General features: G+C 66.7%; 21 protein-coding genes. 10 read left to right on the top strand and 11 right to left on the bottom strand.

What is annotated here, in order from left to right; all coding sequences use genetic code 11:
* Positions 1–19 precede the first annotated feature (19 nt).
* Together IHE49_RS05720 and IHE49_RS05715 are read right to left on the bottom strand one after the other, a co-directional pair.
* The gene (locus IHE49_RS05720) at positions 20–1,885 is read right to left on the bottom strand and encodes a M1 family metallopeptidase (protein ID WP_192155798.1); all 1,866 of its coding nucleotides are present in this window, start codon (positions 1,883–1,885) and stop codon (positions 20–22) included.
* Between the two features lie 127 nt (positions 1,886–2,012).
* On the bottom strand, positions 2,013–3,182 hold the full coding sequence (locus IHE49_RS05715; protein WP_192155796.1) for a GGDEF domain-containing protein: 1,170 nt from the start codon (positions 3,180–3,182) through the stop codon (positions 2,013–2,015).
* 127 nt (positions 3,183–3,309) lie between these two features.
* On the opposite strand from IHE49_RS05715, the gene IHE49_RS05710 reads away from it, so the two are divergent.
* From IHE49_RS05710 to IHE49_RS05690, 5 genes are all read left to right on the top strand, one after another.
* A complete protein-coding gene (locus IHE49_RS05710) occupies positions 3,310–5,559 on the top strand; it encodes an EAL domain-containing protein (RefSeq protein WP_225578203.1) in 2,250 nt (749 codons plus the stop codon).
* A gap of 512 nt (positions 5,560–6,071) precedes the next feature.
* Positions 6,072–6,794, top strand: coding sequence for a DUF3348 family protein (locus IHE49_RS05705; protein ID WP_192155794.1), 723 nt, complete (start codon positions 6,072–6,074; stop codon positions 6,792–6,794).
* Between the two features lie 6 nt (positions 6,795–6,800).
* Positions 6,801–8,960 (top strand): DUF802 domain-containing protein, encoded by a 2,160-nt coding sequence (locus IHE49_RS05700; protein WP_192155792.1) that lies wholly within the window; start codon positions 6,801–6,803, stop codon positions 8,958–8,960.
* Entirely contained in the window at positions 8,957–9,604 is a 648-nt protein-coding gene (locus IHE49_RS05695; protein ID WP_192155790.1) for an OmpA family protein, read from the top strand. Before IHE49_RS05700 ends, IHE49_RS05695 begins: the two co-directional genes overlap by 4 nt.
* Positions 9,594–10,283, top strand: a complete 690-nt coding sequence (locus IHE49_RS05690; protein WP_192155788.1) for a DUF2894 domain-containing protein — start codon at positions 9,594–9,596, stop codon at positions 10,281–10,283. The genes IHE49_RS05695 and IHE49_RS05690 overlap by 11 nt, the downstream gene beginning before the upstream one ends.
* Here the strand turns inward: IHE49_RS05690 and pip are convergent.
* The 3 genes from pip to IHE49_RS05675 all read right to left on the bottom strand — a co-directional run bounded on the left by pip (position 10,274) and on the right by IHE49_RS05675 (position 13,794).
* Entirely contained in the window at positions 10,274–11,227 is a 954-nt protein-coding gene (pip, locus tag IHE49_RS05685; RefSeq protein WP_192155786.1) for a prolyl aminopeptidase, read from the bottom strand. The genes IHE49_RS05690 and pip overlap by 10 nt on opposite strands.
* A 262-nt stretch (positions 11,228–11,489) precedes the next feature.
* A complete protein-coding gene (acpA, locus tag IHE49_RS05680) occupies positions 11,490–13,193 on the bottom strand; it encodes an acid phosphatase (protein WP_192155784.1) in 1,704 nt (567 codons plus the stop codon).
* A gap of 106 nt (positions 13,194–13,299) precedes the next feature.
* Positions 13,300–13,794 (bottom strand): Lrp/AsnC family transcriptional regulator, encoded by a 495-nt coding sequence (locus IHE49_RS05675; protein ID WP_192155782.1) that lies wholly within the window; start codon positions 13,792–13,794, stop codon positions 13,300–13,302.
* Positions 13,795–13,918: 124 nt separating this feature from the next.
* Here IHE49_RS05675 and IHE49_RS05670 point away from each other — a divergent pair, with 124 nt between their 5' ends.
* Genes IHE49_RS05670 through IHE49_RS05660 form a run of 3 tightly spaced genes read left to right on the top strand, consistent with a single transcriptional unit; the run spans position 13,919 to position 16,410 of the window.
* On the top strand, positions 13,919–14,830 hold the full coding sequence (locus IHE49_RS05670; RefSeq protein WP_192155780.1) for a DMT family transporter: 912 nt from the start codon (positions 13,919–13,921) through the stop codon (positions 14,828–14,830).
* A complete protein-coding gene (locus IHE49_RS05665) occupies positions 14,827–15,663 on the top strand; it encodes a PhzF family phenazine biosynthesis protein (RefSeq protein ID WP_192155778.1) in 837 nt (278 codons plus the stop codon). The genes IHE49_RS05670 and IHE49_RS05665 overlap by 4 nt, the downstream gene beginning before the upstream one ends.
* A gap of 54 nt (positions 15,664–15,717) precedes the next feature.
* Positions 15,718–16,410, top strand: a complete 693-nt coding sequence (locus IHE49_RS05660; RefSeq protein WP_192155777.1) for a glutathione S-transferase family protein — start codon at positions 15,718–15,720, stop codon at positions 16,408–16,410.
* 12 nt (positions 16,411–16,422) lie between these two features.
* Here the strand turns inward: IHE49_RS05660 and IHE49_RS05655 are convergent, their stop codons facing one another.
* The 5 genes from IHE49_RS05655 to IHE49_RS05635 form a co-directional block, all read right to left on the bottom strand.
* Positions 16,423–17,088: a Pr6Pr family membrane protein gene (locus IHE49_RS05655; protein ID WP_192155776.1), complete on the bottom strand. Its 666-nt coding sequence runs from the start codon at positions 17,086–17,088 to the stop codon at positions 16,423–16,425.
* Positions 17,075–17,782, bottom strand: coding sequence for a TMEM175 family protein (locus tag IHE49_RS05650; protein WP_192155775.1), 708 nt, complete (start codon positions 17,780–17,782; stop codon positions 17,075–17,077). The genes IHE49_RS05655 and IHE49_RS05650 overlap by 14 nt, the downstream gene beginning before the upstream one ends.
* A 58-nt stretch (positions 17,783–17,840) precedes the next feature.
* The gene (gene ubiE, locus IHE49_RS05645) at positions 17,841–18,590 is read right to left on the bottom strand and encodes a bifunctional demethylmenaquinone methyltransferase/2-methoxy-6-polyprenyl-1,4-benzoquinol methylase UbiE (protein WP_192155773.1); all 750 of its coding nucleotides are present in this window, start codon (positions 18,588–18,590) and stop codon (positions 17,841–17,843) included.
* 28 nt (positions 18,591–18,618) lie between these two features.
* A complete protein-coding gene (gene plsB, locus IHE49_RS05640; RefSeq protein ID WP_192155771.1) occupies positions 18,619–21,279 on the bottom strand; it encodes a glycerol-3-phosphate 1-O-acyltransferase PlsB in 2,661 nt (886 codons plus the stop codon).
* Between the two features lie 91 nt (positions 21,280–21,370).
* A complete protein-coding gene (locus IHE49_RS05635; RefSeq protein ID WP_192155765.1) occupies positions 21,371–22,276 on the bottom strand; it encodes a hypothetical protein in 906 nt (301 codons plus the stop codon).
* Between the two features lie 183 nt (positions 22,277–22,459).
* Between IHE49_RS05635 and IHE49_RS18585 the strand changes: the two genes are divergently transcribed.
* Positions 22,460–22,585, top strand: coding sequence for a hypothetical protein (locus tag IHE49_RS18585; RefSeq protein WP_255523411.1), 126 nt, complete (start codon positions 22,460–22,462; stop codon positions 22,583–22,585).
* Between the two features lie 90 nt (positions 22,586–22,675).
* Here the strand turns inward: IHE49_RS18585 and IHE49_RS05630 are convergent, their stop codons facing one another.
* Entirely contained in the window at positions 22,676–23,557 is an 882-nt protein-coding gene (locus tag IHE49_RS05630) for an HAD family acid phosphatase (RefSeq protein WP_192155763.1), read from the bottom strand.
* A gap of 89 nt (positions 23,558–23,646) precedes the next feature.
* On the opposite strand from IHE49_RS05630, the gene IHE49_RS05625 reads away from it, so the two are divergent.
* A complete protein-coding gene (locus IHE49_RS05625) occupies positions 23,647–24,681 on the top strand; it encodes an AI-2E family transporter (protein WP_192155761.1) in 1,035 nt (344 codons plus the stop codon).
* The last annotated feature ends 41 nt before the right edge of the window (positions 24,682–24,722 follow it).

The raw sequence follows: 24,722 nt of genomic DNA, 5'->3' as shown, positions 1-24,722 counted from the left end.
ATCGGGGGAGTGGGCGAACTTACTTCGCAGCCGCCTGCTTTTCCTTCGCCTTCGCGAACAAGCGCCCGATCGCCTGCTGCGTCATCGGGTGGTAACCATCTTTCGCCTTGGCGTAGACCTGTTCGGCATAGGACAGGCCTTCCGGTGTCCTGGCGAACGCGCCGTACACCGGCATCGTGAGGTAGAGCCGCCCGATTCGGGTCATGTGTTCGGCGGCGGCAGGCCACACGTCCTTGTCGCCGGCGGCGATGGCGTGCACGTACCAGCGCATGCCGATCTCGGCATTGTGCGTGCCGGTGAGGTGCCAGGCGGCGTCGATGGCTTGTACCTGCGACAGCGTGGGCACGTCGGGCAGGCGGTCGAGGAAGTACATCCACTCCTGCGTATTCCAGTCCTTGGCGCCTAGCTGCACGGCGGCCAGGGTGCCGGCGAGGAAGGCTGTGCGCCGCCTGTCGATGGTGTCGAAGCGTGGCGAGTCGGGCAGCGGTGCGTCCTTCGGGATGCCGGTGCCGTACACCCAGGCCTGCACTTCGTCCCAGCTCATCTTGCCGGGGTACTTGTCGATCAGGTTGGGCTTGAGCCACGCCAGCATCTGTTCGGTGGTGATGCTGTGCCAGGCGAAGTGGTCGAAGTAACCCTTCAGGTAGGCATCGAAATCCGCGCGGCCGAACTTCTGCTCCAGCGTGCGCAGGAACCACGAACCCTTGTCGTAGGCCACGTCGGAAAGCGCGTCGTCGGCGCCCACGCCGCGCGGCTCGGGCGCCAGCTTCTGCGAGTTGGCGGGCATGTGGGCGATGGATTTCTGCAGCGCACGGGCGGACAGCAGTGCCTCCTCGTCGCTCTGGCGCTTGCCGTACAGCGCCTCGGTGATGCGGCCCTGCACGTAGGTGGTAAAGCCTTCGTTGAGCCAAATGTCGCGCCACGCGGCGCTGGTTACCAGGTTGCCCGACCACGAGTGCGCCAGCTCGTGCGAGATCACGCTGACCAGGCTCTTGTCGCCCACGATGATGGTGGGCGTGGCGAAGGTCATGTTCGGGTTTTCCATGCCGCCGAAGGGGAAGGACGGCGGCAGCACCAGGAGGTCGTAGCGCCCCCAGCGGTAGGGACCGTACAGCGATTCCGCGGTCTCGATCATTTTCTCGGTGTCGGCGAACTCGCTGGCGGCCTTGTCCACCACGGAGGGCTCGGCATACACCGCCGAACGCGGCCCGGTTTCCTTCACCGCGATGTCGCCCGCGGCGATGGCAAGCAGGTAGGACGGGATCGCATGCGGCTGGTCGAACTTGAAGTCGCCGTCCAGCGGATGCTTCGCATCGTTCAGCGCGCTCATCACCACGCGCACGTCCTTCGGTGCGGCGACGTGGGCGTCGTAGGTGAAGCGGATCGCCGGCGAATCCTGCAGCGGCACCCACGAGCGCGCGTGGATGGATTCGGACTGCGAGAACATGAAGGGCAGCTTCTTGTCCGCCGTCTGCGCGGGCAGCAGCCATTGCAGACCGGAGGCCTCGGGCGAGGTGACGTAGGTGATGCGCACCTGCGCGGGATGCGCTGGCGCCTCGATGGTGAGCTTGCTTCCCAGTTCCTGGTCGGCCGGCGCCAGTGCGTACTTCAGCGGCTGGGTGTTGCCGCTGGCATCCACTGCAGCCACCGAGTCGATCGACAGGGCGCGCGTGTCCAGCACCAGCGCAGGTGCCTTGGGATTCTTCCAATCCAGCTTCAGCGTGGCCACGCCATCGAGCTGCTTGTGCGGGAAGTCGATCTTCAGGTCGAGATCGAGATGGGTCACCACCACCTGGTCGGGCTGGGCGTAGGAGTGCGGGTCGTTGGCGTGGGCGGCCAGCGGCAGCGCGAGCGCGCCGAAGGCTAGGGCGGGGAGCAGGCGCATGGCAGGTACTCTGGAGCCGAAAGGTCCAAGTATGCCATTGCACTCGGAGGCTGTTCACGATCTCCCCGCGAGCCACGAGTAGATCGCGAGCATGCTTTCAGGAGGGCAAACCGTGGCGAAAGTCCTGTCACCCTCCGGCCATGGCTTGCTCAGGGTAGATCCGATAGCCGTGTTTGCCTGCGTGCTTGACCTCGTACATCGCCCGGTCGGCATGCTCCAGCAGTTCGGTCAGGGTGTGCCCGTGCCGTGGGTAGAAGCTGATGCCTATGCTGGCTTGCATGGCCCATGCGCGCTCCGCGGCCACGATGGGTTCGGCCAGCGCCTTCAGCAGTTTGCTGGCAATGGCATGGGCCTGCTCCGGCTGGTCGAGCTGGGTGCAGATCGCCACGAATTCATCGCCACCCAGGCGGGCGCAGATGTCGGTGCTGCGGGTGGCATGGGTGAGCCGCTCCGCCACCACTTTCAATACTTCATCGCCGGCCATATGGCCGGCCTGGTCATTGATGGATTTGAAGTCGTCGAGGTCGATGCACAGCACCGCCACCAGATGGTGGGGGCGGGTGGCCAGCAGCAGCGCGTTATCGAACAACGAATTCATGTAGCGCCGGTTGTTCAAGCCGGTGAGCGGATCGCGGAAGGCCATGTCCAGCGCGCTGGATTCGGCCAGCAGCAGGCGTTGCTGGAAGCTGCGCAACAGCGCGGCGAGCAGGGCGAAGTACTGCACCAGCGTCAGCCCCACGCCCAGCAGGAAGCCGCGCGACGACCAGACGGGAAACCACGCGATGATCGGGTAGACCAGCGCCCAATGCAGCGCCAGTAGGAGGCTGGCCGCGCCGGCGACGGTCATCCAGCGGGCGTTGAGTTCGTCGCGGAACCGCAGGGCGATCCAGGCAGTGGCCAGCTGCACGAGCACGCTGACGCCTACCAGGGTCAGTCCGCGCGAATCCGGCGTGGCGCCGTGGAGAAGGCCCAACCATATCCACGCCTCTATCGCGAACGACGCCAGCGCAACCAGGCGCAGGTCGAAGCTGAGCCGGAAACAACGGATCATCCCGGCGACCAGGCAGGCCGCTTCCAGCACCTTCAAGGCGGCATAAACCGCTTCGGTAGGCGGCCCCGCATCGGACAAGAGCTGCAGCAGGTATTCCACGTGGCCGGCGCAGGCGAACAGCAGAGCCGTCGCCCACCATCCCGCGCCCGGATTGGTGCGCGGGATGCCACGCAGCCACAGGAACAGCGCACAGAAGACGAGATAGACCGCGGCGCCGATCGCGTGAATGGCCTGATGCGACAACATGGCACCCTCCCCCGGCAGGCTCGCCGCTTCGCCAGGCCGGTCAACGGGCCGGTTCGGCGTCCCCTGAACGCTTGCACGAACACGCGGCCAGTCTGGATCTGCGCTTTCGCAAAATGCAAGCAGCAAGATGTATAAGTCGTACGGCTTTCTTTGCGGTGATGGTTGGCGCAAGCTGGGCATTGGCAAGGGAACAGGGGCGGCCATGCTTGATGGGGCGTATTTGCCTGAGCTGGGCGGTTTCTCGGTCGCGCTGATCGCCGTGGCCGGCATCGCGTTTGCCTCGGGTGTGCAGTACACGGTGATCGGCCTGTGGCAACGACGCAGCACGGTCCATCTGTCCTATGCGTCGTTGTGCGTCCTGATCGCGGCACTGGCACTGGGCAACGTCTACCAGAACGATGCCGGCAATCTGGCCTATGCCGTGGCGGGCATACGCTGGACGATCAGCGCGGCGGTGCTGTCGTTCCTGCCGTTCGTTCTCTTTATTCGCGGCTATACCGGCGACACCACAGGCTGGCGCACCGTGCTGGCGCTGTGCGCAGTACTGCTGCTTTTCTTCTGCATCAATCTGAGCATGCCGGCAACGCTGTTCTTCAGCGAAGTGCGGGCCGGCCAGGCGATGACGCTGCCCTGGGGCGAGCGACTGTATCGGCTCAATGGCACCGTGTCGGTCTGGGGCTGGTTGTTCCACGCCGGTACCTACCTGATGTTCGCCTGGGCGCTTGGCCGGGCGTGGCGGCAGTGGCGACGGGGCGAATCCATGCAGGCCTTGTTGTTGGGTATCTGCCTCGCCATCGAATTCGCGGCGTTGCTGTGGGGAGACATCGCCATCGATGTGTTTGGCGTGCGCTCGCCGTACCTTGATGCTTTTGCCTTCCTGCCTTTCGTGCTGCTGATGAGCCTGTCGCTGGCAGCGCAGTTGCGCCAGCAGACGCGGCAACTGGAGTTCGTCAGGCGACGGCTGGACATCGAGGAGCAGACCCGCCGTGCGGCTGAGCACAAGCTGCTGCATCTCGCCTACCAGGACAGCCTCACCGGGCTGCCCAACCGTACCCGCCTGCTCGACCACCTCGAAAGCGTGCGCGACGAAGCGCAGGCGCAGGGCGGTTGCGGCGCGCTGTTGCTGATCGACCTGGACAACTTCAAGACCATCAACGACGGTCTGGGCCATCTGGTCGGCGATCGTCTGCTGGAGGCGGTGGCCGACCGCCTGCTTGCAGGCGCGCCGCCGCAGTCCATGCTGGCGCGGCTCGGCGGCGACGAATTCGTGCTGCTGCTGGGGCCGCTGTCCCGTACGCTGGCCGAGGCGCGGGAGCAGGCGCAGCTGTTGGCCGAGCAGTTGATCGTGCGCCTCGCCGAACCGGTAGCGGTGGATCGCCGCATGCTTGCGGTAGGTGCCAGCGTGGGCATGGCGATGTTTCCCGACGGCGAGGCCGGCGTTGCCGACCTGCTGCGCCGTGCGGACATCGCGTTGTATCGCGCCAAGGCCGCCGGGCGCAGCATGGTGCGTCTGTTCGAGGCACCGATGCAGCAAGAGGCGGACACCCGCCTGTTGCTGGAGCGCGGCTTGCGCGAAGCGCTGGAAAGCGACGCCGGGCAGGGGCAGCTCGCCCTGCATTTCCAGCCGCAGCTGGATCGCGACGGCCGCCTGCTGGGCGCCGAGGCGCTGCTGCGTTGGCGCCACCCGCAACACGGCGAGTTGCCACCGGGGGTGTTCATCCCGTTGGCCGAGGAAACCGGCCTGATCCACGCGCTGGGCGCCTGGGTGATCGCCGAAGCCTGCGCGCGGCTCAAGGCCTGGGAGCGTGACAGCGTGGCCTTCCACGGGCGGCTCGCGATCAACGTCAGCGCATGGCAGTTGGCGCATCCGCATTTTGCGATGCAGCTGGAACAGCAGGTGCGCGCCGCCGGCATTGTGCCCGGACAGCTCACGCTGGAGCTGACCGAGAGCGCCTTGCTGCAGGATTTCGAGGGCACGCTGGCGATGCTGCAGCGTCTGGTTGGCGCCGGCTTCCATCTTGCGCTGGACGATTTCGGCGTCGGCTATTCCTCGCTGAGCTATCTGCAGCGATTGCCGCTCGACGTCATCAAGATCGACCGCGCCTTTGTCAGCGGACTGGCTCCTACCGATACCGACCCGTTGGCCAGTTTCATTGTCGACGTGGCGCATCGCCTTGACATCGCCACCGTGGCCGAAGGCGTGGAAACGGAAGCGCAGCGGCAAGTGCTGGTGGCGCTGGGTTGCGACGGCTTGCAGGGTTACCTGATCTGCCGGCCGGTCGATGATGCGGGCTTTCGGCGCTGGCTGGCCGAATACGAGCGCACGCTGCCGGCGCCGTCAGCGGTGGGGAACGATGCGATGCCGGTTCAGCCGTAGCCATCTATCGGGTTGCGGGTAGCCGATTTGGAGTCTGTCCAATCCTCCGGTTCACCCAGCAGCTGCTTGGGACATGGGCGCTCTGCTTTTCTGCAGGTAGCAGGACGATTTCGGATGCCTGCCAGCGTCCGAGTTCCTTTTCTTCGCTGGCCAACGCGGGAGCGGTGGCGAATGGCGAAGCCGGCCCGACGGATGCTCGAAGTCAGGGAAGGAGCCAGGAACGGCCGGGTTCAATCCGCCGGAGCCGCAGGCAAGCCGCATCGGGGACCGCGGGCATTCCCGTCTACCCGACAGGCGAGCGGCCACACCGCGGGATGTCTGGAAGCCGGGGCTTTCACACTCGCCATCCTGGCGCTGGTCAGGCAATTCGCACAACTTCTGTAGCGCGGTTCAAAGGAGCGGGCAGCCTTGTGCACGGACCGCTTGCAGCATGGGCGATCGCGGGCGTGGAGAGCCCCGAAAGCGGCTGGTTCGCGCCACCGTGTAAAATGCACCATTTTCAGTCTGGATCCATGGCGAAAGCTTCCACACGGGCGCCCGTGCTGGGCCCGGCGTTCATTCGCCTGCTGGCCCGCTTCAGCGATGCCGACCTTCCACGCACGCCGCCGGTGCTGACCGAGCGGCTGGCCCAGTGGTTCGATTGGAACCGCGCTCTCGTCCTGTCGAATGCATTGGACGGCAGCCCTTCCGTCGCCGAAGCCGATGCGGCGGACACGGGCGACGGTTTCGACGACGCCCAGGACGCCGAGTGCGCACGCGTACGCCACACCTTGGTTCAGGTCATCGATGCCGACATCGACCTCGCCCCGTCCAGTGGCCAGGATGTCGATGCGGATTACTTGCCCTACCGGCGGCACTGCGTGGCCGCGCAGCGTGCGATGCAGGCGGCCACCGGCCTGCTGCGTGGGCGCCTGCGCGACTTGCTCGCTCGCCAGTCGCCGACCAGGGCGCGGCTGGCTGAAGTCGACGCGGTGATGGAGGCCACGCTCAGTCCCCGCGAGCTGATGCTGCTGGCGAGAGTCCCCGGTCTGCTCGGTTTGCACTACCAGCGTTTGCGCGATGGCGGCGCTTCGCTCCACACCGGCGTCGACACGCCGGACGACATCCCCGCGACTCCTGCTGCCGGCCCATGGCTGGTGCGGTTCCGCCAGGACATGCGCATGGCGCTGCTGGCCGAACTGGAGGTTCGCTTCCATCCCATCGACGGCCTGCTTGCAGCGCTGTGTAGCCGATAGACGCCCATGTCCAGAAATCCCCTTGCTCCCTTCGTGTTCCTGGCCGGCCTGCTGGTCGTGTGCTGGGTCGCCATCGGCTATCTCGGCAACCACCCACTGGCCGCTGCCGTCGCCGCGCTGATCGCCGCCTGCTATCTCGCCGGAGCGTTCGAGCTGCTGCGCTACCACCAGGCCACGGCTACCCTGGCGCAGGCGCTGCCGTCCATCGAGCAGGCCGATGCCGATCTTGGTGGCTGGCTGGGTCGCTTGCAGCCGGGCCTGCGCAATGGTGTCCGGCTGCGCATCGAGGGCGAACGTGTCGGCTTGCCCGCGCCCGCGCTGACGCCTTACCTGGTAGGCCTGCTGGTATTGCTTGGCATGCTTGGCACGTTGCTAGGCATGATGGCCACGCTGCGCGGTACCGGTCTGGCGCTGGAGAGCGCCACCGACCTGGAAGCCATACGCAGTTCGCTGGCTGCACCGGTCAAGGGCCTGGGCTTCGCCTTCGGCACTTCGATTGCCGGCGTGGCGACCTCGGCGGCGCTGGGTCTGTTGTCGGCGCTGATGCGGCGGGAGCGCGCGCAGGTCGTGCAGCAATTGGACGCCGCCATTGCCGCGCATTTGAGTCATCGCTCGCAGGCCGCACAGCACCGCGAAACTTTCCGCTTGTTGCAGGAGCAGAACGCGCTGATGCCGGCGCTGGTGGAACGCCTGGGCACGCTGGCCGAGACGCTGGAGCGTCAGCAGCAGGCTTCGGGTGAGCGCCTGCATGCCGGCCAGCAGGCATTCCACCAGCGCACCGAAGCCGCCTACAGCCAATTGGCCGCGACCTTGCGGCAGGCGCTGCACGATGGCATCGCCCTGCAGGCTCATGCCGTAGGCACAGCGTTGCAGCCGGTGGTGGACACCACCATGGCGGGATTGGCCGAGCAGTCCGGGCGCCTGCATGCGGCCGTCGAACAAGCGGTGCGTCAGCAACTCGATGGCCTGTCCAGCGCCGTACAGGGTGCGGCCGGTGCGGCACGCGAAAGCTGGAGCACCGCCGTCGCCGAGCAGCAGCGTGGCAACGCGGCGTTGACGGACGGTTTGCGGCAGACGCTGGAACAATTTTCCGCCACGTTCGAGCAGCGTTCGGCGGCGCTGGTCGATGGCGTGGCTGGGCGCCTGGAGGACAGCGTGGCCCGCAACGCAGCCGCGTGGAACGGCGCGCTTGGCCGCCAGCACGAGGCGCACGATGTCCTGGCCCTGCGCAACGAACAGGCATGGGCGGCCGCGTCGGCCGGCTTCGACCAGCGCTCCCGTGCATTGATCGAGACCTTGCAGCAATCGTATGGCGATCTGCAGTCGGCCTTCGCCGCACGCAGCGACACGATGATCGAATCGCTGCAACGTTCGCACGGCGAATTGCAGGATGCGCTGGAGACGCGCGACGCCGAACGCCTTGCGCAATGGCGCGATGCCTTTGCCGCGCTGACCGGCGAATTCGGCCAGCGCTGGGAGCAGGGCAACGAACAGGTGGCGGCGCACCAGCAGCAGGTTTGCGCCACGCTGGAAATGACCGCGCGGAACATGAGCGAACAAGCGCAGGCGCGGGCCCGCGATACCCTGGCCGAGATCGCGCAACTGGTCTCCACGGCTTCCGAGGCGCCGCGCGCCGCTGCCGAGGTGGTGGCCGAGCTGCGCCAGAAGCTTTCCGACAGCATGGTGCGCGATACCGCCACGCTGGAAGAACGCGGTCGCCTGCTGGAAACGGTGGAAACCCTGCTCAACGCAGTGAACCATGCTTCCACCGAGCAGCGCGGTGCCATCGACGCGTTGGTCGCGACCTCGGCCGATCTGCTGGAGCGCGTCGGCAGCCGTTTCACCGCGCAGATCGAAAGCGAAGCCGGCAGGCTCGACGAAGCCGCTGCGCACGTCACCGGCAGTGCGGCGGAAGTGGCCAGCCTGGGCGAGGCATTTGGCGCTGCGGTGCAGTTGTTCGGCGGTACCACCGATGCATTGAACGAGCGGCTGCAAGGCATCGAGGCGGCGCTGGACAAGTCGCTGACGCGCAGCGACGAACAGCTGGCCTATTACGTGGCGCAGGCGCGCGAGGTGATCGAACTGAGCATGCTCTCGCAGAAGCAGATCATCGGCGAACTGCAACAGCTGGGCGGCGCCCGCGATGGCGCAGGACCCGGCGCATGAGCGACGAGATCGAATTCGATGCCGAGTCCAGCGCCACCACCTGGGCCGCGTTCGGCGACCTGATGTCGGTGCTGCTGGGCGTGTTCGTGCTGATGCTTGCCAGCGTCATCGGCACCCAGCTGCTGCTGCACAAGCGCCTGGATGCGGAGGTGAAGCAGCGCCAGGCCGAGGCCGCCCGGCTCAAGACGCTGGAACAGGCATTGGCCGCGCCGCTGGCGGCCGGTCGCGTGACCGTGGTCGACGGCCGCATCGGCATCAGCGGCAACGTGCTGTTTGCGCTCAACTCCGATCAACTGCAGCCCGAGGGTCGCGAACTGTTGCAAAGCATCGCCGGCCCGTTGCGCGACTACCTTTCAGCGCGCGACGAGCTCCTGATGGTCAGCGGCTTCACTGACAACCAGCCGGTGCGCGCGGCCAATCCGCGCTTCGCCGACAACTGGGAGCTGTCGGCTGCGCGTGCGCTCACCGTCACCCGCACGCTGATCGCCGACGGCGTGCCGTCTTCGTCCGTATTCGCCGCGGCGTTCGGTTCCGAGCAGCCGGTTGGCTCCAACAGCGACGAAGCCGGCCGTGCGAAGAACCGGCGCGTGGAAATCGCACCGATCCCGCGCCATACGTCGGGCGGCGAGGCCGATGCACGCTGAATTGGCCGGTCTCCACGCACAGCTCGATGCCTGGCGCCAGCAGAGCGCGGACCGCACCGACCCGCTGCGCTTCGCCTTGATGGTCGCACTGGCGCAGCGCGCCGCACGCCACGACGGGGCGGTGCGGCAGCGGCTGCATGCACGTCTGCAGGAATTGGCCGGGGCCTATGCCGTTCTGCTTGCCAGTCCGCCCGCGACCAAGCCAACGCAGGATCCAGGCGAGAGCCCGCTGAAGCAACTCCTGGGGCAGTTCGCCAACGCGCCGCGACTGGATGCCAACCCGCAAGCCGCTTCCGTGGTGCAGGCCGCGGAAGCCGGCGAGCAAGCGCCGGTCATCGACACCGCGCCGATGCCGGTGCTGGACGAGTTCCAGCAATTGTGGAGCCGCATCCGCATCGACAGCCTGCTGCGCCAATGCCTGGATTCGTTGTCCGAAGATGCCGGCCCGTTGCATTCCAGCGTGCTGACCTATCGCGCCATGACGCTGATGCGCGAAGTCTCGCCCGGGTACCTGCAACATTTCATCGCGTACACCGATGTGCTTACCTGGATGGAGCAACTGGGTGGCGCGGCTGCCGGTGGCGATGCCGACGGCGCGGCCGGTGTCCGAAAGCCCGCGCGCACCGGTGGCGGTCGGCGCAAGAAGCCGTCCGCGGATCGGGCGCCGGGTCAGCCGTAGCGGTCCGCCAGCTTGTCGGTGGCTTCGACCAGCGCATCGACGATGGCCGCATCGGCGGCGCTATGGCCGGCAAGCACGATGCGCAATTCCGCTTCCGGCCATGCCGCGTGCAGGTCGAGCGCAGTCTTCACCGGGCAGATGATGTCGTAGCGGCCGTGCACGATGGTGGCGGGGATGTGGCGGATCCTGGCCAGATCGCGCAGCAGCTGGTCCGCTTCCAGGAACATGCCATGGCGGAAGTAATGCGCTTCGAGCCGCGCGAGGCTTACCGCCTTGTGCGGCTCGGAAAAGTCGCCCGCCGCATCGGGGTCGTGCAGCAAGGTCGTGCTGCCGCCTTCGTATTCGCTCCAGGCCTGCGCCGCAGCGAGGCGCAATGCCTCGTCGTCGCCATCGAGGCGCTTCCAGTACGCCTCGATCATGTTGCCGCGCTCGGCGGCCGGGATGAAGTCGCGGAAGCGTGCCCAGCGCTCTGGGAAGATGAAGCGCGCGCCGCCGTCAGCCTCGTTGAACCAGCGCAATTCCTCGTCGCGCGCGAGGAAGATGCCGCGCAACACCAGTCCCAGCACGCGCTCGGGATGCGCCTCGGCGTAAGCCAGCGCCAGCGTTGAGCCCCACGAGCCGCCGAACACCACCCAGCGCTCGATGTCGAGTTCCTCGCGCAATGCCTCGATATCGGCGACGAGGTGCGCGGTAGTGTTGTCGATGAGATCCGCGAAGGGCGTGGACTGCCCCGCGCCGCGCTGATCGAACAGCACTACGTGCCAGCGCTTCGGATCGAAGAAGCGGCGATGGTAGGGTGCGATGCCCGCGCCAGGACCGCCATGCAGGAACACCGCTGGCAGCGCGCCGGGCGTGCCGCACTCTTCCACGTGCAGCGTGTGGCGCTCATCCACGGCGAAGCGGCTCGTGCGGAAGGGTTCGGTTTCGGGGTAAAGCTCGCGCATGGCGGTATTTCGCGTCGAGGATGATTCCGTCGCCATGGTAGGCCATCACGCAGTCGCACAGCCGTCGTCGTGCGCCGCGAATGCCGCGGGCTCGCCGAGGTTCCGTGCAGCAATGGCTTGCTGCCACAGATGATCAGCGACTGGCAGCTTCAACAACGCCAACATCGTGCCCGATCGCGCCGCTTCCGAAGCGGTGGTATGTCAGCTGGCCGATCTGACGGCGTGGATGCGTCGCTGCTGAACTTGGAGCCCGTCAGTGCGCTCAGCCGCGGGCGAAATCGAGCGTCGCGGTGAGGTCGCCCGGCGCCTGCCCGCCAGCAGCGCGCATCGCCTTGTCGCGCATCACGATGCCGGGCAACGGCTCCAGCCCGAAACGGCGGTTGAGGAAACGCTGGATGGAGCCGGTGTCGTAGATGGTGTGGTCGACATGGCCTTTCTTCGCATGCGGCGAAATCACCAGCGCGGGAATGCGCGTGCCCGGTCCCCAACGGTCGCCCTTGGGCGGTGCTACGTGATCCCACCAGCCGCCGTTCTCGTCCACGGTGACGACGATCATGGTCTGCGACCACAGCGGGCTCTTCCGCAGCGCCTCGATGACGCTGGCGATGTGCGCGTCGCCAGCGGCGATGTCGGAATAGCCCGCGTGCATGTTGAGGTCGCCCTGCGGCTTGTAGAACGCCACCGTGGGCAGCGCACCGCTCGCGATGTCGGCGATGAAGTGGTTGGTGGCCGCGTCGCCGCCGACGCCGCCGTCACGCAGGTGTTGCGCGCGCGCGCTGGTGCTGGGCGCGAACGACTGGAAGTAGTTGAGTGGCTGGTGGTGCTCCTGGAAATTCGGCCCGTAAGGGAAACTATCGTGCGAGCCGCGCACGCCCTGGCCGTCCAGCGCCAGCTGCCAGCCGCCGCCGTACCAGGCCCACGCCACGTTCGCCGCGCTGAGCCGGTCGCCGATGTTGGCATGCACCTGCGGTGGCAGCGTGCTTGGATCGGCCGGATCGGCCAGCAGCGGGTTCTTCGGATCCTTGGTGAAGGCCGGAGCATACGGCGGACCCATCGTGTTCACCGCCCAGAAGTCGGGTGTGAGCGCCATGCGCGAAGCGAATTTCGGCCGCCCCTGCATCGCGCTGGCGGGGGAATCGTCGGCGAGCTTCGGGCGGATGCCCATGATGTCGTCGTCTTCCAATTGCGTGATCTGGAACTGGGCCGGTGTCTTGTCGGCGTTCGGGAAGAACGGCGGCTGCGCGGCGACGAGGTACTGGTGGTTGAGGAAGGAGCCGCCGAAAGCGCCCATGAAGAAGTTGTCGCACAGCGTGAACTGCTGTGCCAGCCGCCACAGCGCGAAGTTCTCCGCACCGGTGGCGTAATGGCCCATCACCAGTGCGCCGCTGTCGCCCCAGGCCACGAAGCCGTCGTTCCTGCCGCCGTTGATCTGCAGCTGGTTGTTGTAGAAGCTGTGGATCAGGTCGCGCGTGACCAGCGCATGCGGCAGCGGCTCGCCTTCGGGCGTGTGCAAGGCGAAGGGCGCGTTGGCGAGGTTGTGGATCGCGTCCTCGGCGATCTGGTACTCGCGGCCGCCCAGGGTTTGCTTGTGCGGCACCAGGCCGTGCCAGATCGGCGGCAGGGTGTCGAGCAGCTTGCCGTCGCGGTCGCGCTGCAGGAACTGCTCGGGCTTCAGTGCAGCCAGGGGTTGCGCAAGGCCGGGGAAACCACCGAACAGGTTGTTGAAGCTGCGGTTCTCCGCGTAGATCACCACCACGTGCTTGATGTGCTTGCGCAACGCAGCGTCCAGCGCCTCGTCGGCCGTACCAGCGGCAATGGCGCCGTGTCCGCTCGCGGAGGCCTGGCGGCCGCCCACGGCCAGCGCGGCGCCGGCCAGCGCAATGCCACCCAGCAGCTTGCGCCTGGCCGGATCGGCAGGCGCGTCGTTGGTGTCGGAAGGTGCGGAAGGCGGCAGCTTCTCGGTCATGGCGATTCGCTCGTGGATATCAAGTTGAAGAGTATGCCCGCCCGACGGGACGTGTGGTCTTGCACACGTGGGATGTGCGATGCGTGACACAACCTCCTGCAGTTATTCAATCCAACGGCAGCTTGCGCGCGGCATCCCACATCGCGCGGGTGACCGCACGGTTGGCGTGCGGCGCCTGCAGCACGACCAGGGTGGTGGTGCTGATGCTGGAGTGGATCTTCAGCAGGCGGTCGAGCACGCTTTCGAGGTGGTTGATGGACATCGCCACCACGCGCAGGAGGGCGGAATCCTCGCCGGCCAGGCGGCGGCAATCCAGCACTTCGGGGATGTCGGCGACGATCGGTCCGATGCGCGCGCAGATGCCGCCGTCGCAGCGCAGCCGCACCATCGCCTCGATGCGATAGCCCAGCCGCTTCGGTTCCACCACGGCGCGGTAGCCGCTGATCACGCCGGCATCCTCCAGCCGCTTCACGCGTTCGGCCACGGCTGGCGCGGAGAGCTTCACCTTGCGGCCCAGCTCGGCGTAGCCCAGCCGCGCGTCGCGCTGCAGGGCTTCCAGCAACTGCCAGTCCTTGGCGTCCAGTTCGGGTTTCGATTCCAAGGCGGCATGCTCCGGTTTTTGTTTCGATCGACGGCGAAACATCGTGGTGGCCTGTCGATGCATTATTCCGCGGCATCGCCGGCAAGACTAGGATGCGCACTCCCCATTGCAGGAACTTTCACCCATGAGCGCCACCGAGCGCCTCGATACCCGCGCCCTGATCTGCATCGCCATTGCGCTGATTACCTGGTCGTCCGCCTATGCGGCAATCGCCTACGCGCTGGCTTCGTTCACGCCCGGCGAGGTGGCGTTCTCGCGACTCGCCATCGGCTCGCTGTGCTTTGCCGCGCTGCTGGCGGTGAAGCGCGTATCGCTGCCGGCACGGCGCGACTGGCCGCAGCTGTTCGTGCTGGGGCTGATCGGGCTCACGACGTACCACGTCTGCCTCAACTGGGCGGAAACACGCATAGCCAGCGGTACCGCGTCCATCATCATCTGCCTGGTGCCCGCGGCGACCGCGGCGTTGTCGGCACTCTGGCTGCGCGAGCGCCTGAGCCTGCGCACCTGGATCGGTCTAGCCATCGCGCTGATCGGCACGGTGCTGGTGGTGCTGGCCAGCGGCCAGAAAGTGGAAGCCGACCCGAAGGCACTGCTGGTGCTGGTGTGCGTGCTGGCCTCGGCGATCTATTTCGTGGGGCAGAAGCCGCTGTTCGCGCGCTCCAGCACGCTGGCGGTCACCGCTTTCACCTTCTTTGCCGGCACGCTGGGTTGCCTGCCCTTCGCGGGCGGTCTGCCACGGGCGTTGGCAGCGGCGCCGTGGTCGCATATCGCCGCGCTGCTGTGGCTGGGCATCGCGCCGAGCTTCATCGGCTACCTGGCGTGGAACGTGGCGGTGCATCGCGCCAGCGCCTCGCGCGTGTCCAGCTTCATCTATCTCTCGCCGCCCATCGCCATCCTGATCGGCTGGGTGTGGCTGGGCGAAGTGCCCGGCGCAATGGTGCTGGTAGGCGGCGCCATCGTGATCGGTGGCGTGGTGCTGGCGAATGCGCGGCGCCGGGCGGTGCCCGCGCCGGTTGCCGCTTCGGAGCCGGCATGAGCGGCGCCGAGGTCATGCGCATCGCGGCCTTCGCCGATGGCGATGGCGGCGGCAATCCCGCCGGCGTGCTGATTGCCGATGCATTGCCGGACGCGGCGACGATGCAGCGGATCGCCGCCGAGGTCGGCTTTTCGGAAACCGCCTTTGCCGCGCGCCAGGACGATGGCTGGCGGGTGCGTTATTTCTCGCCCGAATCCGAGGTGCCGTTCTGCGGCCACGCCACCATCGCGCTGGGCGCGGCCTTGGCGCTCGCGCAGGGTGACGGTGTGTTCGCGTTGATCCTCAACGAGGCGAAGATCACCGTCGAGGGCTGCAGCACGGGCGGAGTGCTGAGCGCGGCGCTGCAATCGCCGCCGACGCGCAGCGCACCCGCGCCGCAGGCGCTGGTGGACGAGGCGCTGGCACTGTTCGGCTACACCCGTGCGGATCTCGACCCGCGTTTGCCGTCCGCGCTGGTCCACGGTGGCGCGGATCATCTGGCGCTGGCTTTGCGCAGCCGCGAAGCATTGGCGTCGATGGCCTACGAACTGGACGCCGGCCGCGCCTTGATGCGCCGTGCCGGGCTGGTCACCATCCTGCTCGCCCATGCGGAGACACCGCGGCGTTTCCACACCCGCAATCCCTTCGCCTCCGGTGGTGTCTACGAAGATCCCGCCACGGGTGCCGCGACCGCGGCCTTCGCCGGCTACCTGCGCGACCTCGGCTGGCCGCACGGTGGCGACATCGAGGTGCTGCAGGGAGTGGACATGGGCTGCCCCTCGCGACTCAGAGCCGAGATCCCAGCGGAGCCGGGCAGCTCCATTCGCGTCTCCGGCAGGGCGCGGCTGATGTAGTCATGCCTTGCGGCACCAGCCGTATCGTCCAGACCATCCACCGAGGAGTGCAACGTGTACGAGCTCTACATCGCCAACAAGAACTACTCCTCGTGGTCGTTGCGGCCGTGGGTGCTGCTGCGCGAGCGCGGCATCGCGTTCGCGGAAAAGCTGGTGCCTTTCGACGGTGGCGCCGGCGCGAACTGGACGACGTTCCGCGCGTTCTCTCCCACCGGAAAAGTGCCCTGCCTGCGCGATGACGACACTGTGGTGTGGGATTCGCTGGCGATTGCCGAATATCTCGCCGAACGGCACGCCGGTGTCTGGCCGCACGATCCGCAGGCGCGTGCATGGGCGCGCTGCGCCGCCGCCGAAATGCATTCCGGCTTCGCCGCCCTGCGCAGTACCTGCACGATGAACTGCGGCGTTCGCGTGCGCGTGGATGCGCCGAGCGATGCGCTGCGCAAGGATCTGGCCCGCCTCGACGAGCTGTGGAACGAAGGGTTGGCGCGCTTCGGTGGTCCCTTCCTCGCCGGTGCGGAGTTCAGCACGGTCGATGCGTTCTTCGCGCCGGTGGCATTCCGCATCCAGAGCTATGGCTTGCAGCTTGGCACGGCATCGATGGCTTATGCGCAGCGCTTGCTCGATTTGCCCGCGATGCGCGAGTGGTACGAGGCGGCGCTGGTGGAATCGTGGCGCGATCCCGAGCACGAGGACGAAGTGCGTCGTGCGGGCACGTGGCTGCAGGATCTGCGTACGGCGGGTTGAGCTGCCTCGCGGTCAGGGCTGCCCTGGCCGCGAGGTTGGTGCTTGCGCGGATCGTCGTGCCTGCCAGCGTCCCAGCGCGATCAGCATCAGAGCGACCACGACGAATGCCAGCAGCACTGCGCAGGCGTTGACCAGCACGCGCAGGTAGCCCAGCGCGCCGACGTCGAGGAACGGATACGGGTAGCGGCCATCCGCCGCGCCACGCATCAGCACGTAGATGAAGTACGCGGCCGGGTAAGCCTGCCAGGCGAATGCCTGCGGCCAGCGCAGCGTTTCCTTCGGTACCGCCAGCCACCAATGCAGCAGGAACAATGCCGGCATCGCCACGTGCAGCATGTTGTCGGCCACGATCTGCCAGCCGTGCGGCTGCCACAGCTGGCGCAGCATCAGGTTGTAGACCAGCGCGACGATGATGATGCTCATCGCGGCGGCGGTCTGCACGTCGGGGCGAGCGAAGAAGCGGCTGGCCGCTCCGTGCGGCCCACGTGCGGCCGCCGTCAGCGCCATCGCCACCAGCATGTTCGTGAGGATGGTGAAGTAATCGAGATAGATCCACACCCCGGCCAGCGCACCTTGCCCGTTCGCTACCGTCAGCTGGATCGACAGCCACAGTTGCAATGCGAGCGCGAACCACCCCAGCAGGGCGGTGGCCGCGGCGAACGGGCTACGCGATGGCATCGGGGGCGGCGACGGGTTCATGCGGTGGGATGCCTTGCGCGATGGGCGCCTCGGGGTCGCCCCCGGTCGGCACCATCCGTGAATTTTCCGCCCGGACGCGGGCGAGATGCGCAAACAGCCGCGTCAACAGCGGAATACCCAGCAGCGCGAGGTTGTTCCATGCAGGGATGAACCATGCCAGTGCAAGCGACAGTCCCGCTGCCACGGGCAAGCCCCAGGCGCGCCCCAGCGCGCTGGCGACGTCCACGGGGCCCAGCTTCGGCTGCAGGCATGCTGCCTGCAGTGCGCAGCCGAACAGCCAGCGCTGGGTCAATGCGACCAGCAGCAGCGTTGCCGCGTAGAACATCTCCGCTACCCGGGACTGCGGGTTCGCGCTCATCAATGCCGTGGCAAACGGCATGAAGGCGATCACCATCAACTGCAGCATGTTCGGCAGCATCACGCCGCTGCCATAGCCGGCCAGCATGCCGAACACCCGGTGATGCGCCGCCCATAGCGCGCCGATTACCAGGAAACTCAGGACGAATCCGAAAATGCTCGGGCACAGGGCGGCGAGCGCGGCGAGAAATGCCCGGTCGTCGGTCACGCCGAGATGGGGTACGTGTATCTCGATGACCAGCAGCGTGATCGCGATGGCGAACACGGCGTCGGAAAAGAAGGTCAGGCGCTCGAGTTGCGTGGCGTTGTTGCTCATCGGGTCACTTCCTTTCGCTCGACGTCGCTGCGTTGCTGCGTGGGCTACGGATCGCGGTTCAGAACTTGTACGCCCGGTGGATCGCCACGATGCCGTTGGAGAGGTTGCGCACTTCCACGCGGCCGAAGCCGGCGCGTTCCATCATGCCCTTGAGCGTCTGCTGGTCGGGATGCTTGCGGATGGATTCGGCGAGGTACTGGTAGCTGTCGGCGTCGCCGGCGAACAGCTGGCCGAGCCTGGGCAGCACCTTGAACGAGTGGAAGTCGTAAAGCTTGCCGAACAGTTCGTTCTGCACGCGCGAGAACTCCAGCACCAGCGCACGGCCACCCGGCTTGAGCACGCGGCAGATGTCGGCCAGCGCCTTGTCCTTGTCGGTGACGTTGCGCAGGCCGAAGGCCATGGTCACGGCGTCGAAGCTGTTGTCGGGGAAGGGCAGGCATTCGGCGTTCAACTGCGCCCAGCGCAGGCCGGCGACGAGGCCGCGGTCGGTAAGGCGGTCGCGGCCCACGCCGAGCATGGCGGCGTTGATGTCGCCGACGACGACCTCGCCCTGCTCGCCCACCACGGGCTTGAGCAACGCGGCGATGTCGCCGGTGCCCCCGGCCAGGTCCAGCACGCGGTCGCCCTTGCGCACGCCGCTGATCGCGACGAAATGGCGCTTCCACAGGCGATGGACGCCGAACGACATCAGGTCGTTCATCAGGTCGTAGCTGCGGGCGACCGAGGTGAACACCTCGCCGACCAGCTTCTGCTTGTCGGCGACGGGCACGTCGCGGAAACCGAAATGGGTGGTGGGCTGTTCGTTCATGGCGTCGCGCAATGGTAGAGAGGGGACATCACAGCGGCAGGTCGCGCTGCGAACCTTCGGTTTCGTCTGCGTTCGGAGCGCTCTCGTCGTGGTGAGTGCGATGGCTCGCGTGTTCGGTTTCCACGTGGCGCTGGTGCAGTTCCGTGGCGGCATCGACGGGCGGCGCGGATACGGGTGCGGCCTCCTCGGCAGCAAGGTCGCGCTCGCCGCCCGGCGTGACCTTCAGGATGGAGTGGCGCATCTCGCGTGAGAGGATCACGCGGGAATCGCGCACCATCTCGTCCAGCGCGTTGTCGAAATCGAGCTTGCCGGCATCGTCCGTCCACACCACGCGGCGCTCGCGCAGCTTCTGGATGAAGCCGCGGAACAAGGCCTTGTCGAAGAACTCCGGTGCGTTGAGCTCGTTGAGCAGGGAGAGCCGCTGCGCGGTGAGCGTGCAGGTGTTCTCCAGCTCGGCGGCGGTGAGCGCGTGCGGCCCGTGCTTGGCCAGCGCGGCCAGCGCGATGTAGTAGCGTTCGAAGGCCTGGATCAGGCTGCGCGCGATGATGCGCAGTTGGTAGGCGCTGTCGTCCTGGCCCGGCGCGCGTTCCAGCAGGTTGCCGTCGCTGGTGGTTTCGAGCAATCCGCGGCGCACGAAGAAATCGATGGTGGCCCGCAACTGCGCGGCGAAGCCTTCCTCGTCCCAGGCGAGGAACAGCTCGCCCTGCAGGAACGGGTAGATGACGCGGCCCAGCCGCTGCACCGAGGCGGGCGATACGCGGCGGTTGTTGAGGAAGCAGCAGGCCACCCACGCCGCGACGGCGACCAGGTGCAGCACGTTATTGCGGAAGTAGCTGAGCAGCACCGCCTGCTCGGCCTCCACGTCCAGCACGTCGCCCAGCGGGTGCTTGATGCGGCGGATCCAGCCCATCTGCTCGCCGTAGGCGATGATGCCGGCGGGATCCATCGGCGTGATGGTGACGCGGTCGGAGTAGGGCAGCTCCAGCAGCAGCGACTTGGTGAGTTCGAGCTGCGCGAGCAGGTCGTTCTCGGCCATCGCGTGCTTGGGCGTGGCCAGCAGGGTAAGCGCGAGCAGGTTGATCGGATTGACGTCGGCGGCGCGATTGACGTTGACCTGAATGCGCTCGGCCAGCTGGTCGACGGCGCCGCCCAGCCACTCGGGACGCGCGTCGGGGTCGGCGCTGGCGCTGCGCCAGTCCTTGCTGGCCGCGTCCAGCAGCGGGGTCAGCTCGATGGGCTCGCCGAAGTTGATCGTGACGTGGCCGTAGCGCTGCTTGAACAGGCCGCCGATGCCGCGCAACAGGGCGAACAGTGTTTCCTTCTCCTTGGGCTGGCCGCTGAGCTCGCCCGCGTAGCTCTTGCCTTCCATCAGCTTCTCGTAGCCGATGTACACCGGCTGGAACAACACCGGCCGGCGCGGCGCGCGCAGGAAGGCGCGAACCGTCATCACCAGCAAGCCGGCGCGCGGGGCCAGCAGGCGCCCGGTGCGCGAACGGCCGCCTTCGACGAAGTACTCCATCGGCACGCCGCGGTCGATCAGCTGCGCCATGTACTCGTTGAAGATCACCGAGTACATCGCGTTGCCCTTGAAGGTGCGGCGCATGAAGAAGGCGCCGCCGCGGCGCAGGATCGGCCCGATCAGCGGCAGGTTGAGGTTGACGCCGGCGGCGATGTGCGGCGGTACCACGCCGGACATGTGCAACTGGTAGGAGAGCAGCAGGTAGTCGGCGTGGCTGCGGTGGCTGGGCACATACACCACTTCGTAGCCAGGCGCGGCGGCGCGGGCCTTGTCGAAGTGGTGCATGGCGATGCCGTCGTACAGCTTGTTCCAGAAGTTCGACAGCAGGAACGACACCGAGCGCACGACGGGGTGCGAATAGTCGGCGGCGATCTCCAGCATCATCTTCTGTGCGCGGCGCGTGGCCTTGGCCTCGCTGATTTTCTCCTTGACGGCGGTGGCGGCGATCGCCGCGCGCACCGGTTCGGCGCGCAGCACGTCGTCCACCACCGTGCGGCGATGCGAAAGATCGGGTCCGATCACCGCGGCGCGAATGCGCCGGAAATGGGTGCGCAGCACGCGCGCCAGCTTGCGTGCGAAGCGTGGCGGCGCCAGTTCCCCGGATTCGGCCAATACTTCGCGCAGGGATACCGGTTCGGCGAAATGCACCGTGGTGTCGCGGCCATTCAGCAGCACCGCCAGCAGTCGGCGGAAACGGCCCACCATCACCCAGTTTTCGGAGAACAGCACACTGAACCAACCCGACTCGCGGTTCGGTGCGCGGCCTACGTAGATCGACACCGGCACGATCTGGATGTCGCGATCCGGCAGGCCCTCCAGCGAATGCACCAGCTGTCCGAGCGGTTCGTTCGGGGAGCGATGGCGCTTGCGGCCGAACAGCCAGCCGTCGCGACGCATCAGCGCGAATACCGAGCGCTTGCGGCGGGTACCGGCCAGCGGCTGCAGCGGGCTGGGCAAGCCTGCCTCGCGGCAGGCGCGGTCGAGAATCAGCGCGTCGGAAAAGCCGTCGCGCTCGATCACGTAGCACACCGGCACGCCGGCCTTGAGCAAGGTGGCAGGTTCGGCCGGGTCGCGACGCAGGCGTACCCAGGGCTGCAACAGCTGCCCGGCCAATTGGAACCACCAGGGGGCGCGGCGACGGGAAAGATCCGCGTGGGAGATGTTCTGCATCCGCTTATTCTACCGGCTGGCCCATGAAACCATGCCTGGGCGTGTGGTGGGGCGATTTTCTTCTCGCGGCAAATGCGGGAAGGCCGCGGCGTCAGTGTGCGGACGCGCTGCCGGTCGTCGCCGGCTGCTGCAACTGCTCGTGTGCTTTGCGCACGTTGTCGACCAGCGATTCGCTGTACCAGCGTCCATCCTGCTGCACCAAGGTGGTTTCGGCGGAGAGCGGCTTGCCAAGCAGGGTGTAGTCGATCTTCACCACGGCGCGGCCGTTCTGGTTGGAAACGGTGCTGAGCCGGGTCGAGGCCAGCGCGTCGTCCACCGACAGGCCGTATATCGCCAGCGCCTGCTTGAGGCCGGCATAGCCGCTGGCGTACTGCGTCATCGCGGTGTCGAAATCCATGCTGCGCAGCTGCTCGGGGCTCTTGAGGTCGAGCTTGCGCGCGGTGGCCACCAGTACGCCCACGGCCTGTTTTGCCCTGGCCTGGTCGAACCACGGTGCCTGCTGCGCCCATGGAGTCAGCACGTCGACCAGGCTGTCTGCCTGTGCTTTCTGTTCGCTGTCCAGGGTCTGGTTCTGCGCCACGTTGTTCTTCAGGAAAGCGCCACCCATGGCAACCAGCACCGGCAGCTGATCCTTGTATTGCTGCTGCATCTGGTCGAGCTTGGGCCGCACTTCGGCGTAGAGCTTGGTTTCGGCATCCGGGCCGGTGAGTTTTTGCACGGCGGCGTTGAACCGCGCCTTGTCCGTGGCGCTGACCGGCGGCCGGTTTGCGTTGTGGCGACTCCAGTCGGTGCGCAGGGTGGCGTAGTCGGCCGCCGGCAGGACGTGCTTCCACAGGCCGTTGAAGTCGCCGGCCTTCAGCAGGTCGATCGAACCCTGCACGGCCGCTTCCGGCGTGCTGCCGCCGACCTGCGTGGCTTCGTCCTTGTTGTGGCAGGCGGCCAGCACCAGCGCGGCGAGCAGGGGCAGCAGGGTGCGACGAAGGGAACGGGAGCGCATGGGCAGGTCTCGCATGGGCGCCAGACGGGCGGCGCGGCTGGTCAGGGTAGGGGCGCGGCAAGTAGCGGACAAGAGCCGTCCGCAGGAACCTGCGGGCAACATAGGGGAAGGCAACTCCGGGCGGCCATCGTTCGGCGCTCGCGTAGGGACGGTCGCAAAGGCCAGGAACAAGTGCAGCCCTGCATGGATGCCTGTGCGTTCTTCGGGATCGGGATGATCGCAAAAGGCAAGAAAAACCCCGCGGGCGCGAGCCTCACGGGGCAATCCGGCAAAGCCGGAAGGGAAATGGCCTTGCCTGCGGAAACTTGAGGTCAGCAGCAGGTAGGCGGGATAGATATTACTTGGGCGTTAAACTTAAGACAATACTTTTCTTATTTTTCTTAACTTATTGTTTTTGAATTAATTGTAACGAAGAGCATCCAGCTTCTGCTGGCGTTGTTCCGCCGCCGGTGCGCTCCAGTCGTTGTTGAACAGCGCGGGTTCCCATGAACCGTAGGTGGGATTGGGCAGTACGAACCAGCGGGTGCCAATCCAGTCCATGTAGCCGGCAATGGCTTGCTTGCGGCCGGCCTCGGTATTGGCGAGCACGTCCACGAAATCGCCCAGCTGGTCGCCGAACTGCATCAGCACGCGGTATTTGCGGCTCACCAGCTGGCGCCGGCAGCCTTTCTCGGTGCCCACCTGATCGCAGCCAGGCTCCACCGTGCCCAGGCCGAGGAAGGCATCCGCGCCGGAGACGGGGAAGCCCAGCTGGCGCAAGTTGGCGAGCGTGGCCGTATCCAGATCCTTGGCCCGGTTGGAAAGGTAGATCACCGCGATCCCATGTGCGGCGGCGAATTGGGTGAAGGCCAGCGCACCGGGCATGGCGCGGGCCCGCTGCTCCTTGCACCAGGCGGCCCAACTGGCCTCGTCGTAGGTGCCGCCGTTCTTCACCAGGCGGGCCTGGTAGGGCGAGTTGTCCAGCACGGTTTCATCGATGTCCAATACCACCGCGGGCGGAAGGCCGGTGGTGGGCGCCACGCGGTCCTCCTTGGCCAACGCATCCCAGTTGGGGTCATGCAGGGCCGCCAGCAGCTGCGATTGCGCATCGCGGTAGGCCTGGATGTAGATCAGGTCATGCTCGACCGCGGTCTGCGTCCACGCCACCGCGTTGAGGTTGTCGTTAGCGGCTGCTTCGGCTGCGGGGGGCGGTGCGGGCGTGGCGGCAGGATGGGACGGCGCGCTGGCGCAGCCGGCGAACAGGAAGGATGCGGCCAAGGCCAGCGGCAGGTGGGGTCGCACAAGGTTCTCCAACGAAAAACGGCGAGTCTGCTGGGAGTTTAAGGCAGCGATCTGACAGACTGGGCTCAGTCCACCCTGCCGAAAGCCGCATGAACGATCCGAAGTTCGTCGCTCCGCGAGCCAGTTCGTCCGTCATCCAGGTTGCCAGCTACGTGCTGGCGGCGGTGATGCTGTGGCTGGTACTGCATCTGCATCTGCTTTCCGCGTTGCTGGCGGGCCTGCTGGTGTACGAACTGGTGCAGGCGGCAACGCCGTTGCTGGGGCGGCGCATCTCGGGCGATCGTGCGCGGATGGTGGTGGTGGCGGTGCTGGGGGCCGTGGTGGTGGGTCTGCTGGTGCTGTTGATCCTCGGTGCGATCAGCTTCTTCCGCAGCGAACTGGGCAACCCCGACCTGCTCTGGCAGCAGCAGTTGATGCCGCTGGTGGAAAAGGCACGTCAGCAATTGCCGGCGATGCTGGTCGACCACCTGCCTGACAGCGTGGACGATCTGCGCGACGGCCTGGCTGCACTGGCCAGCAAACACGCAACGACCCTGCAGACGGCGGGCAGGGGCGCGGCGCGCATATCCGTGCACATTTTGATCGGTCTGGTGCTGGGAGCCATTGTGGCCCTGAGCCGCACCCGCCCCGCGCATCAGGTGGGGCCGCTGGCGGCGGCGCTGGGCCAGCGCTGCCAGCGTCTTGCCGGTGCGTTCCATGACATCGTATTCGCGCAGATCAAGATCTCGCTGGTCAACACCGCGCTCACCGCGGTGTTCCTGCTTGGCGTGCTGCCGGTCCTGGGCATCCACGTGCCGCTGGCCAAGACGCTGGTGGCGATCACCTTCATCGTCGGCCTGCTGCCGGTGGTCGGCAATCTGCTCTCCAATACTGCCGTCACCATCGCCGCGCTGTCGGTTTCGCTGGGCGTAGCCATCGCCGCACTGGGCTTCCTCATACTGGTCCACAAGCTGGAGTACTTCCTCAACGCACGCATCGTGGGGTCGCAGATCCATGCGGCTGCGTGGGAGTTGCTGGTGGCGATGCTGCTGCTGGAAGCGGCCTTCGGTCTGCCCGGTGTAATCGCTGCCCCGGTGTATTACGCCTATCTCAAGGGTGAGCTGGAACAGAAGCATCTAATTTGAAGAATTCGCGACGTAAAATATTGCGCAACAATTCGCAATAT

This window comes from Rhodanobacter sp. 7MK24, assembly GCF_014842995.1.
Classification (GTDB): domain Bacteria; phylum Pseudomonadota; class Gammaproteobacteria; order Xanthomonadales; family Rhodanobacteraceae; genus Rhodanobacter_A.
Note: the sequence above shows the minus strand (reverse complement) of the source record. Positions and strands in the feature narration are given on the sequence as shown.